The 11,881-nt window shown below is 49.9% G+C and carries 14 protein-coding genes; 6 read left to right on the plus strand and 8 right to left on the minus strand.

The features are described 5' to 3' along the window. Position 1 precedes the first annotated feature (1 nt). From OOJ60_RS18050 to OOJ60_RS18070, 5 genes are read left to right on the plus strand one after another with little or no spacing between them, the layout of a single operon-like run. Positions 2-1,426, plus strand: a complete 1,425-nt coding sequence (locus tag OOJ60_RS18050) for a TolC family protein (protein ID WP_320338994.1) — start codon at positions 2-4, stop codon at positions 1,424-1,426. Further along, positions 1,413-2,666, plus strand: a complete 1,254-nt coding sequence (locus OOJ60_RS18055; RefSeq protein ID WP_042290979.1) for a beta-ketoacyl-[acyl-carrier-protein] synthase family protein — start codon at positions 1,413-1,415, stop codon at positions 2,664-2,666. The genes OOJ60_RS18050 and OOJ60_RS18055 overlap by 14 nt, the downstream gene beginning before the upstream one ends. Beyond that, complete coding sequence (locus OOJ60_RS18060; RefSeq protein ID WP_205612967.1) at positions 2,663-3,451, plus strand: protein dehydratase; 789 nt, start codon at positions 2,663-2,665, stop codon at positions 3,449-3,451. Before OOJ60_RS18055 ends, OOJ60_RS18060 begins: the two co-directional genes overlap by 4 nt. Before the next feature lies 1 nt (position 3,452). Continuing rightward, positions 3,453-3,704, plus strand: coding sequence for an acyl carrier protein (locus OOJ60_RS18065; protein ID WP_042290976.1), 252 nt, complete (start codon positions 3,453-3,455; stop codon positions 3,702-3,704). A 1-nt stretch (position 3,705) separates the two neighbouring features. Next, complete coding sequence (locus OOJ60_RS18070) at positions 3,706-4,443, plus strand: SDR family oxidoreductase (protein WP_042290974.1); 738 nt, start codon at positions 3,706-3,708, stop codon at positions 4,441-4,443. 36 nt (positions 4,444-4,479) lie between these two features. Here OOJ60_RS18070 and OOJ60_RS18075 read toward each other — a convergent pair whose 3' ends face one another. Genes OOJ60_RS18075 through OOJ60_RS18085 form a run of 3 tightly spaced genes read right to left on the minus strand, consistent with a single transcriptional unit; the run spans position 4,480 to position 6,892 of the window. Next, a complete protein-coding gene (locus OOJ60_RS18075; RefSeq protein WP_205612968.1) occupies positions 4,480-5,652 on the minus strand; it encodes an HD domain-containing protein in 1,173 nt (390 codons plus the stop codon). Positions 5,653-5,703: 51 nt separating this feature from the next. Beyond that, the gene (locus OOJ60_RS18080; protein ID WP_042290972.1) at positions 5,704-6,171 is read right to left on the minus strand and encodes a FidL-like protein; all 468 of its coding nucleotides are present in this window, start codon (positions 6,169-6,171) and stop codon (positions 5,704-5,706) included. Then, positions 6,164-6,892, minus strand: a complete 729-nt coding sequence (locus tag OOJ60_RS18085) for a winged helix-turn-helix domain-containing protein (RefSeq protein ID WP_205612969.1) — start codon at positions 6,890-6,892, stop codon at positions 6,164-6,166. Before OOJ60_RS18085 ends, OOJ60_RS18080 begins: the two co-directional genes overlap by 8 nt. Before the next feature lie 171 nt (positions 6,893-7,063). On the opposite strand from OOJ60_RS18085, the gene OOJ60_RS18090 reads away from it, so the two are divergent. Continuing rightward, entirely contained in the window at positions 7,064-7,456 is a 393-nt protein-coding gene (locus OOJ60_RS18090; RefSeq protein WP_042290968.1) for a FaeA/PapI family transcriptional regulator, read from the plus strand. Between the two features lie 811 nt (positions 7,457-8,267). Here the strand turns inward: OOJ60_RS18090 and OOJ60_RS18095 are convergent. The 5 genes from OOJ60_RS18095 to OOJ60_RS18115 are packed head-to-tail and all read right to left on the minus strand — an operon-like array spanning position 8,268 to position 11,873. Next, positions 8,268-8,639, minus strand: coding sequence for a hypothetical protein (locus OOJ60_RS18095; protein WP_205612970.1), 372 nt, complete (start codon positions 8,637-8,639; stop codon positions 8,268-8,270). A gap of 8 nt (positions 8,640-8,647) precedes the next feature. Then, positions 8,648-9,088 (minus strand): hypothetical protein, encoded by a 441-nt coding sequence (locus tag OOJ60_RS18100; protein ID WP_199957584.1) that lies wholly within the window; start codon positions 9,086-9,088, stop codon positions 8,648-8,650. Between the two features lie 19 nt (positions 9,089-9,107). After that, on the minus strand, positions 9,108-9,980 hold the full coding sequence (locus OOJ60_RS18105; RefSeq protein WP_199957583.1) for a LysM peptidoglycan-binding domain-containing protein: 873 nt from the start codon (positions 9,978-9,980) through the stop codon (positions 9,108-9,110). A 32-nt stretch (positions 9,981-10,012) separates the two neighbouring features. After that, positions 10,013-10,492, minus strand: a complete 480-nt coding sequence (locus OOJ60_RS18110; RefSeq protein WP_205612971.1) for an Hcp family type VI secretion system effector — start codon at positions 10,490-10,492, stop codon at positions 10,013-10,015. Positions 10,493-10,514: 22 nt separating this feature from the next. Next, positions 10,515-11,873 (minus strand): VasL domain-containing protein, encoded by a 1,359-nt coding sequence (locus OOJ60_RS18115; protein WP_205612972.1) that lies wholly within the window; start codon positions 11,871-11,873, stop codon positions 10,515-10,517. Between the last annotated feature and the right edge of the window lie 8 nt (positions 11,874-11,881).

Raw genomic sequence — 11,881 nt, forward strand, 5'->3', positions numbered from 1 at the left:
GATGAAGATATTACCGCCACGTAGTACGTCGCCATCCGGCAAAAAATTGCGCTGGGGCGCGGTTTTTCTGACAGCGCTACTGCTTTCCGGCTGTGGGCAACTGACCCGCAGCGACTACCAGCGTCCGCTGCTCTCAATGCCCCGGCAATGGCAAGTGGCGCCGGATACAGTAGCGGTTTTTGGCTGGCAGCGTTTTGGCGACCCACGCCTGACGCGGGTTATCGGGCAGGTACTCATCAGCAATAACGATCTTGCGGCTGCCGCGATCGCCCTCCAGCAGGCGCGCGTGGCTGCAGGGTTGACTAATACCAACCTCACCCCTGACGTCACGGTGAGCGGTTCAGCCAACAACAGCAAAAATGTGCGGCGCGGTAGCGCGTCGCAGGAGAGTTACAGCAGCGGGATCACTATTGGCTATGAGGTGGATTTATGGGGAAAGCTGGCCCGTATCCGTGAACAGAGCGAATGGGAGGCGGTGGCAAGCGAACAGGATTATCACGCGACGATGCTTTCCACCCAAGGGACGGCCGCCCAGCTTTACTGGCGTATCGCGCTGTATAACCAGCAGATCCGCAACCAGCGCGCAGCATTGACCATTTCTCAGCAGACCTTACAGCAGGTGACGTCGTGGTTTCAGGCCGGGAAAGTGGGACAGCTTGACGTCCTGCAAGCGCAGCAGGCGCTGCTGGAGCGGCAAAACCAACTGCGTACGCTGGAGCAACAGCGCAGCAGCGCGCGTAATGCGCTGGCGCTGCTGCTTAACAGACCGGCGGAACAGCACGCTGACGAGTCGCCTGCGTTGGATGTCAATCAACAGGTGCCGGTTGCGCAAAAAACGCCGCTGTATGTTATCGCTCAACGTCCGGATATTCAGGCGGCGGAGTCCCGTCTGCGTGCGGCGCTTGCCGGATACGACGCCTCGCGGCTGCGTTTTTACCCTTCGCTCTCCCTTGACGCCTCGTTGAATGCCGGCAGTCAGGTCTTTAACCAGTGGTTCAGCGATCCGATTCGCACCGTGGGCGGCGCGTTGGCCCTGCCGTTTATCCAGTGGAACACCCAGCGCCTTACCGTGCGGCAGGCGGATTTAGCGGTTAAACAGGCGGCGATTACCTTTCGCTCCACCGCCTATGCCGCGCTCGCCGAGGTGGATGAGGCAATGGAAAACCGGCTGAGCGCGAGCGAGCAGCGCGCAAGGCTGCATCAGTCGCTGGCGCTGAGCCAGCAGCGCTTAACGCTGACGGAAAGCCGTTATCGCGCAGGGGCCGTGGACTTTCAGACGCTGCTCAATGCGCAGGACGACATCTTGACGTTAGAGAACGCCCTTGCACAAACCCAATACGACTACCTCTACGCCACGCTGCAGCTCTGGCTGGCGCAAGGGGGTGGCGAAACGCAATACAGGATGATGGAACATGAAGCTGAATAATGACTTTAAGCGGGTTGTCGTTACCGGGTATGGCGCCGTGACCCCGCTTGGCGCAACGGCAGAGGAAAGCTGGCAGGCAATCATGGACAAACGACATGGCTATCGCTACGTCGACAAAACCGCCTTGAATATCAACACCCATTTTCTCGGGCTGGTGGATAACGAGCCGAGTCTGATGGGGGTGCCAGCCGCCATCCGGCGTCGGCTGCCGCGGTTTGCCCGCCTGACCGTTGGCGCGGCGCGTCAGGCGATGGGCATGGCCTTCGGCGATAAGCCGCCCCAGGAATTCTATAACCCGCTGGACTGCGGCGTGATTATGGGCACCGGCTGGGCAGGACTGGATGAAAGTTACGAGGCGCAGAGCGAATTCGCCGCGACGGGCGTCGCCTCGCCGTTCAACTGTTTTTACGCTATGCCAAGCGTGACGACTGCCGCATGCAGTCAGTTCTGGGGGCTGAACGGCTATCAGAATACAGTGATTGCCGCCTGCGCGACGGGCACGATTGCTATTGGCGACGCGTATGAGGTGATTCGCAGCGGCAGGGCGCAGATGATGCTGGCTGGCGCGGGCGAGTCGCTCACCAGTCACTGTGCGGTGTGGAACATTGACGTGCTGGGGGCGCTCAGCAAGGAGCCGTCGGACCCGCAGCGGGCAAGCTGTCCTTTCAGCGCCCATCGCAGCGGGTTTGTGCTTTCTGAAGGGGCGGCGGTGCTGTGTCTGGAGGAACGCGAAGGGGCGCTGGCGCGTGGGGCGACGATCCTCGGCGAAATCACCGGCTACGCCAACTTCTCGGACGCTTGGGATTTCACCTCGCCGGCGGAAGACTGTCTGGCCCGCGTGCAAACCATCACCCATGCCCTGCAGCAGGCCGGGCTGGAGCCTGAACAACTGGACTACATTAATGCGCATGGGACCTCAACGCCGCTGAACGACATTAACGAAACCCAGTCGCTCAAAATGGCGTTGGGCGACGCGGCTTACGCTATCCCGGTCTCCAGCACCAAATCCTATTCCGGACACTTAATCTCCGCGGCAGGGACATTCGAAAGTATCGTCTGCTTACAGGCTATCGCCCACGGCGTGATGCCCGCGACGGCCAACTTCCAACAGGCTGATGAACGCTGCGATCTGGATTATGTGATCGAGGGTCACCGCGCGGGCGACATTCGCCGCACGCTGAATCTGAGCTTTGGCTTTGGCGGAGCGAATGCGGCGCTGATCCTGGAGAAACACGCATGATGCCCCTGCATTATGGTCATCAGGACGCCAGCCGCTGGGCGGCGTTTTCCGGTGATTACAACCCGGTGCATTTTGACGAAGCGTGGGTGAAAGCACGCGGGGGACACGCGCTTAGTGTTCACGGGATGCGCGCGTTACTCGATGTGAAGCGTTTTATCAGCCCGCCCGCCGACAGCGCGCCGTTTCTGAAATGCACCGTACGCCTGCGCAGACCACTGTGGCGGGATACGGCGTACTCTCTGATGCGTGAAGCGAGCGAGCGCGTCGTGGTGTCGGTGAAAGAGCGCGCGGGGGGAGAAACCTGTCTGTCCTGTCAGCTTACGCCGGAACAGGGCTTTCCGCGCGACGACGGCCTGAGCCAGCGAGTGCTGGAATCCGCCACGCTTGCCGGGCTGCATCAGTCATTTCAGCCGCTACTGCCCGACGCCCAGCAGTGGCATTTCCTGGACGCGCTGCTGTTCCGCCATCTGCAACAGGACGATGCGCTGCTACATCAACCCTCTGTCGCCGCGATGTTGCCGGACTGCCCTTCTCTGGAGGCGCTTTTTAACCGTTTCCCGGTCATGCAGACCCATCAGGAGGTCATTTTCGACAGTCTGCTTCTTGAGCCGTGGCGGGCGAATACGTTACCGCCGCGGCTGGTGATCGACACGCTCCCTGCGCTGGTCGTCGGCGACCTCGCTACGGGCGCGGTGGTGCGGATCGCGGCGCGAACCTGTTATCAACAACGTTTCATTTGCAGCGCCGTTACCCTGAAGGTCGGCGCGCTGACAAAAGGAAAATAAAATGAGCCAACAAGAAACGATCTATAAAAAAATCAGCGAAATGATCTGCGACGCAAAAGATATGACGCCAGACGCGTTGACCCCGGAGACGACGCTGCCGGAACTGGAGCTGGACAGCCTGGACTACGTTGAGCTGATGGTGCTGGCGAAACGTGAATTTAATGTGACGGTGAATCCGGAAATGTTCATGAAGAATCCCTTTATGACGCTGCGCGAGCTGAGCCAGCGTATTGAAAAGGCGATGGCGGACTGACATGGCGGAAAAATGGATGCTGATCACCGGCGGTAGCCGGGGGATTGGTCAGGCGCTGGTGAGCCACCTGCTGCCGGACTGGAATATTGTCTTTACCGGACGCAACGAGGCCAGGATCGCGCAGACGCTGGAGGCCGCGCAGCGTCTGCGCACCGCAACCTGGGTGCAGGGGCACTGCTGCGACGGCAGCGATGAAGAACGTGTTTCGCAACTGGCAACGTCGCTGCTGGAAAAATGCGGCGCGCCAGCCGCTATCATCCATAACGCCGGAATGACCCGTGATGGTCTGCACATTCACCAGAACGCGCAGGACTGGCAGGAGGTGCTGAATAACAATCTTGTTTCCGTCGTGAACTGGAACCGGATCCTGTTGCCCGCCATGATGACCCAGGGCAGCGGTGCGATTGTGTTTATGTCGTCGGTATCGGCGGTAAAGGGCAATAGCGGGCAGACGGCTTACGCGGCCAGTAAAGCGGCGATGATCGGGTTGACGCATTCGCTGGCGCGGGAAGTGGGGCGCTTTGGTATTCGGGTTAACTGTCTGGCGCCGGGCCTGATTGAAGGTGAGATGGTACAGGCTATTCCTGCGGCGCATCTGAAAACGATGCAGCAGAATATTCCGCTGCGCCGTCTCGGGCGTACGCAGGACGTTGCGCGTGCAGTGGCGTTTCTGGCGGGGGAGGGAAGCAGTTATCTCACCGGGCAGACGCTGATACTGGACGGCGGTTTGTCTGCCTGATGATCGAAAACCGCGAGAAGTGAGGCTTCTCGCGGTTTACGTTAGACTTAACTGGTTGATTCTTTGCACTAATGCGCGCCTTTCTTTGACCGACTCCTGAAAGATTTGCAACAACACCGTACTGTGCTGTTGCACGACCCCTGCCAGTTCCGGGGCGATTTCCGCCGTTTCTCCTACGCGTGCTTTGAATTCACTCGACAGGGTTACGCCCTGAAGCAATGACGCCAGCCAGATGCTGGCCCGCAGAATCATGGCTTCTGGCGGCGCGGCGGATCTTGCCGTTACCGTCTTATGCGTGTGGCACCAGCCCGCGATATCCCTGATCGCTTCAATGGGGTAAAGCTCATCCCAGACCACATTTTCATCACCGGTATGCGCTGGCGCTGAGCCGCACGTCAGGGACGTCAGATTGTGCAGCAAACCGCCAATTTCAATCTTCAGGCATTGTACTGGCGTAATCCCCATCTCTTTAGCGAGATAACCCGATATGCGTCCCACGACCAGCGAATGCTGAACGCCATGCTGGCTAAACCCATCAATAATAAAAGCCAGCATGCCAGCGATGTCACGAAAATTATGCAAGGAGACGGAGTCGTTATGAATCCGGGGAATATCTTTAATATAATCGTCAAAGTCTGTCGATTTGATTTTTAACCAAAAATGCTCACAATTTGCTATTTTTCTGAAGGCGCAGATATATTCAGGTTTATATAAAAGATTGTCGCCGCCCGCAATAATATTAATAATTTCGTCTTTGACCGATATTATATCGTTAGCGCGGTAGCGCGCGATTAAAACGTCTATCCGATCCGCCAGGTAGATCACATGGCTTTCCTTTGGGACTTTAGACCCGTTGACCATTGCTCCCTGGCCATTATCCCAGCGGGTGTGATGGTAGCGCACAATAGGGCTTAACGGGTTCAATAACGGCACGCTGGCCAGCAGTTCGGCGCCCACCGCGGCATGGTTATTGAGCTCATTGTCATAGTAGCTAAGCGGTTGAAGGCGCGACTCTTCATTCAGACCGCCAATATCGTGCAGTAGCGCCGCCAGCAGGGTCTTGCGACACTGCGCGGGGGTAAACTGCGACTCCCTGGCTAAATGCCAGGCGATGTAGGCCGTTCTGACATGATGCAGGTTGAGTCTGGGATTGATCATGTCTATTATTTTTGAAATACAAGCCAGAGATTCGATTAAGTTTATATTCATGATATGAGAAAGTTAACATATGCTGTGCTTCGTGAAAGAAAACCACACAAATTAATCTCGTTTGCAACCATACTGCGGAAATGCGTGGTTACCAAATAATATTACATTGTTATTGAGCTTTTTAAGAAAAATAATTTTTTCGTCCGGCCCTTTGCCAAACAGTAAACTATTAGCTATCTCATCATCAACATTGTCAGTGTTGTCGCGAACTATTTGCACACGGGTTATTTTGTACAAATGCGCACTGGCGTTGTACGGCTGGTATTTCATTTTGAGCGTGCGCGAGATTAAATACTTTTGTTTATTATGGACCAACAAACCGTCAATGCTGACCAGAAACGTGTCATCTGTGAGATTGGCAAAAATCAATCCTTCACTACGGATGGTATCATTGTTGATGTTTTGTACAATCGAAAATTGTGACTTACATGAAAAGGCCGGGGGGCGGGTGAAACCGTAAACTGCGCCGATAAACAACACAACGATACTGATAAAAAGTAAAATAATTCGCTTAGGCATTATTTTTTTCTCTGTAATAAAAACTTACGCAACCACGGCTGTCACACTTAATGAGGAGTAGTTGCATAATATTACCCAGGGTGCCTGTTACCTGCTGTTTGTAAACGTACAATTCTTTAGCCTTCGAACAATCGAGGACTTGCGGCGTTAAGTCAAAGCTGTTTTTAACATCCATCAACGACAAGGACGTAGACGTAAAAATAACACACTGACCTTTAACCATTTTATGTAAGTCGGGTTCAGATTTGTATGCGCCAGGTTTTATGATCAGCAGCAAAAGGGCCATCGCCAGCGCGATAACGCGGGTAATCATCTGATGGAACGAGTGGTGTACTTCAGTCAGTTCTGGTTCAGGTTCTTTTTCTTCAAGAAAGGGCGTTCGATACTCGCGATCGTTATTGATGATTGCATCTTCCGCTATTTTAAAACCTATACGCGGCACCGTGACGATGATTTCCTTTTCAACGCCTAAATCGTTCAGGTTTCTGCGCAGTGTTGAAATATACTGATTCAGATTGCTGTTGGACGCCCGGGCGCCATATTTATCGAAAACAGACTGGAAAATTTCATTGCGCGAGAGGATATCGCCGCGATGATTAAGCAACTCCGCCAGAAGCCGTGTCGATGTTTGAGATAATTCAATACAATCACCGGTCAACAGGTTAACGAGAGACGCATCCTCGGTATCAAAAGTGATAAATCCCTCTATGTCGAACCTCATGTTCCTCTCCGCGCTAAGCCCTGCTTTTCTCTAACATGCAGGTTTTTTAAAATAAAACAACGTGAATGTTAGATAAAAAACCTTTTTTCATGATCATTTGCAGCTAATGTTGCTAGTTAAACGGGTGTGAATGCATACTGGGCACTCCTTTGTAACCCAGGAGGCTGTGCCATGAAACTCTCGCTGAGTTCTTACCCTTCAGGTGCGTTACCCGTACGGTATAGCGCACCGTGTAACACTCTGCAGATGATAGCGGCGGAAATGGGAATAAGCAGCTTTGCTACGGTCAGGGTTCCCGAGCAAGTTTTTATTCTTGAACTATTAAAAGATCATAGTGCTGAAGGTCTGTCTACACGGGAAATTGCCGATCTTTGCGGCATTTCAATTTATAAAGTTAGACACTTACTTCTTCCGCTGGAAAAATATGGTCAAGTTATACGAGATAAAATGCAAAAGCACCATCAATGGTTTTTATCAAAAGAATCTACAGAAGTTATCGAAGATTCTAGCAAGGGGGGATATCGTTTGCAACAAAGAAGGTTAAATCAACAAGTTAGCCTTTAATTGCCCGTCAGGCATTAATAACATCTCGCGAGGCATTCGGAATATTCCCAATAAAAAATGATTGTTCTCGCGTGATTGTCTAATTGCCCTGGTTTTAGCCATAACGTCCAGCATTCAGTGATTATCACATCTAAATTTATTTCGTCATGTTACTATGGGTGTTTAACAAATTTAACATTAAATAACAAGTCTGTTGATATTTAATTTTGTTACTGCGCTCAGAGCCTGCTTTGTTGATTAACATCACACTTTTCACGTTTGAGAATTCTTTTTTATTACGCATAAAAATAAACCTCACGTAATTTTGAGGTGGCGATCGTGTGAGTAAAGATATTATCGACTACAGTTTACGCAGAGATTTTTTAAGGAATGTTGGGGTGTATAAATTTGGAACGGAACGATAGTCAGAAGGGGCAGGAGAGATTATTAAAATTCCGTTGAGTTGAGTACCTGTTGCTGCTTTGCTTATCAGAGATACGACGTGACGGTAGACTGATGCCAGCGTCTGTGACGCGATCTGGTGATCGTAGATTATTGCCAAAAAGCAAAAACCCGCCTTTTAGGCGGGTTCTTTGAATAGTGGTGCCCGGACTCGGGGCAGTCCTTTGGGCTAATGGGCTGTTTTCTATACTAAGCTGTTTTTGTCTTTTTGTTAAGACCACCCGACAGACCACCACAAAGCCAACCCTTACAGAATTGCAGGCAATCTATATCATTCGCCTGCTAGTTTGTACACAACCAGATAATGTGCGTTTGGTTCCTGCCACTGTTTCTGTATTCGTGTGTAAATGCTAAAATGATAGTTACAAAGTTACTCATTACTTTCATCTTGTATTCGCGTCTTTTTATACTCGTCATATATTATGATAGTATCATCATAAACAGTTAGTCTTGCAGAGTAATCTTTATTATTTTTGTATTTTGTTTTCATCGAGAGTAATTTATTTTCAATGTTTGAGCAGTCTCTTTTAATCGAATCTTCTACAAACTGATAAGTCAATTTTTCTTGACGAACATCAAAATCCCTTATCCATCCTTCACAGGAATCAGCGGTTTCAAAGAAATCCCGCAAGTCTTGCGGCATATCATAAATAACGATATGGTTAACATTTTTTGCAAATAAATAGTTGCAGTGAGAAAATGCCATAATGAAATTAATTATAACAAGGAACCTCTTGCGCATAATAACCTCTATATATAAGCGTTAAGCCATTTTATTTGTGAAATATTCATCTCGGTTTTACAATATAATGAAGATATTGGAACCCTATAACCGGAAAGCGCTCCAATACTAAGTGATGAATAGCCGCATTGTTTTTCCCTGTAAATGATAAAATAACGATGAAGTTCGGGGAAGGTTATTCTTGCAAGGTGAATGTTTGAATCGTATGCAAGGGTCCCATCTTCATTAAGGCCTCTTTTCTTTCCTTCATTATTATCGAATCCTTCCAGCCTTTTTTGTGCATTAATTTCTTCTTTTTTTAAAGCGATAACACTTTGCTGGTATTTGTCCATAAGGCACCAGTAGACGTCATCCTGTTGTATCTCATTATTGCATTTCGCAGGATCGATGTTATGCGCATTGGCTGCACCACATATAAGAAACAGATATAGACTTTTTTTTATGTTCATTGATTATTCCTTGTAAACGTTATTTTCTCTCATCTGCAACAATGAGATCGTATGTGAATCTGATTTTATCCGCATAGGTGTGATCCCCTCTATGACCAGGTTGTGCTTTTGTTGGGTCTATATTATATTGTTTTTGAATGTTTTCAGGGGTAAATAAAAACCATCCTGATATATACTGTTCCAGATGCGCTTTCTTATATTTAAGTTTATCTCCGGGATGAATGACTTTACCGCCATTCAGTGTAGTAAGCACACCCTGTGTTGTGCCTATTTTCTTGGCTATGGAGCTATAACCACGATCGCCATTAACGACTTCATAAGTATATTCATTTTCATCATCATATACAGTTTTATCTTTTTCTGTTTCTGACATTTTTATCATTAAAAGAGCAATGCCCGCCCGGATATTATATTCTGGATTACTCCTTATAAGATCTGTCTTATTGATTAAATAAGTGTCCCATGTTTTCGGAATTATGATGTTGTACTTTCTAGGGCGAGCAGGAATAGCTACTTCTTTGATCCCCTCATCTCCTGTGTTTCCTATCTGTATTGGTCTTGTTTTCCACGCCGCTACCGTCGCACCTGTTTCAGTCCATATCATCGCCTTAATCAGTTTCCAGTCCAGCGGTTTGTACTGTTCGATGTTTTTCGACATGGATAAATGCTGATTAATCTCAGATACAAGTTTCCTGATTGTATTATCATAAATATACCAGTCAGGATTGCCAATCGCTTTTTCCCGACCAGCCTTCCATTCATCAAGAGGACTGAGTTTTTTGGGCAGTTGTCCAGAGTCTTTCCCTGTTGTCCGGGTATTTACCTGGGGTCTTTTCCTCGGATTTTCTGTTGTCGGGATGCCTTTGTGTGCCGCTGCTGTGCGCTTTACCATGTGAAGTCCTCCATTAATTTAAATAATTTTTACTAGAAAACCCTCTCATTCCATAAACTGTATGCACTTGTCCCGGCAATACAGTGCTCCCAGTTGATTGATTCATATATAAAAGAAATACTTTCCTGGGGTTGTGCTTCGCTGTCAATGACTACATGCGCAATCGAGAAATTAATATCACTAATTCGAGCGTTTTTTAATTCCAGCTTGTAATACTTCTCGTTCATACCAAATCGATTTGTCCGATAAAAATCAAAAGTGCAGGTTAATATTTCATTATCGTTAATTGCTTTTCCCAGCAAAGGAGATGATTTATCGACAGGTTTTTTTATCGTAACTGAATGATGATTGACATTTTGATCCCGACTTAGCCCATGCGTCAGTTCATATACCATAATATGATCAAGATGCAGTAACTGAGCTTTATTACCGATAGAGTCAAGGGAACAGCAACCTGCTGAAATCAATCCTTGCTTTTCACCATTCAGTGTTAAATAAATTAAATTGGCCATGTTAATCTCCTTGATTTAACTATTATTTTTCGGGTTTTGCATGAGTTGCCGACTCCGGCACTACATTGTTTTTCAGCAGCAGCCAGCGGCTTAATACGCCATTCAACTGCTCATTAATTTGTTTTTCCAACGCTTCCGTATTCCGTCCCTGTGCCCTGGCGTCCTGGTACTGTGTCAGCAGGGATTCAAGCGGCGTTTCCTGATTCAGCAGTCGTTCCGCCTGCCAGGTGACGGTTTTGATATAGGAGAGGGTAAAGCCCTGTTTCTCTGTCTCCCGTTGCATCATCAGATCGGCAAAGTTGCGCAAATTCTGGCGAGCCTGCTGCCAGCCACGCATTTGTGGGCTGCTTTGCGCGCGGGTTTTCAGGATTTCATTCCACTGCGCTGTTGCCTGCTGCTGTTGCAGACTCTCCGGCCAGCGGCTGTCTGCGGTTCGCATCATCTGCATACCTGTTTCCAGCAGTTGCAGCGGTGAGGCGTCAGGAAGCTGTTGCAGCCGTTGTCCGTAACTGTCCAGTTCAGGCGAAGCCAGCCAGAGTGTTGCCGCGCCCTGCGCCGTATCCGTGACCTGTGCTAGTTGTTGTTGCATCGGGTACACCTGCCACCACCAGAGTGCGGCTGCGACAGCCGTCGTACAGGCAACACCTGTAATAAAACTTTTACAATTCCGGCCTGGCGTGGCGCTGGCAACTGATGCTGTAGCCTTCGTGGGGCCGTGGTTGACTTCCACCTTCATTTCCGGCAGGTCGGGCAGGGATGGGAAGTTTTCCTCCGTGACGGGCTGTGAGCTCTCCGGCGCATAGATTAACGTTCTGACAGTGGTCTGTGGTGGCGTGCCCACACTGCTTTTCGGCTGTGGCTCAAGTCGTTTACGCGTGTTCTGCACAAAATAAAGCAGGTTCTCCACATGCGGCTGGCGTTTCAGTTCCACCTGCTGGAGTTTGTCGCAGATAAGCTGTAACGCGCGCTCGGTCCGGTACAATAATGGCAGGTCAGCGCCTGTAAAGGACAGTTGCTGGCGCAGGATATTACCGGTCCGGGTATTGAGCCACTCAAGCATCCCGGTACGGGCTGGTTCATCTTGCGGCCAGAATTTATCCCAGTCGTGACTTATCATTGCCGCCAGCAGCTCCACCCCTTCGCAAAATCCTGTCAGCCCGTGTGTGCGGGTGCGCGCCAGGGTGTAATAGGTGGCCGTGTGCAGATCCACGCCATTGGCTTTAAAGATCGCCAGCGCCAGTGATTCCACCAGTTTCCAGTTCAGCTCAGGCTGCGACGGGTGAGAGGATTTATTGATTTCTTCCCGAAGGGCGCTGAATTCCGGCAGGCCGCGAGGATCGCTGCCGGTAACAATAATTTGTGTGAGTATGTCTTGGCTCATTTCAGTCT

The organism is Citrobacter sp. R4 (assembly GCF_026719175.1).
GTDB classification, from domain to species: Bacteria; Pseudomonadota; Gammaproteobacteria; order Enterobacterales; family Enterobacteriaceae; genus Citrobacter_A; species Citrobacter_A sedlakii.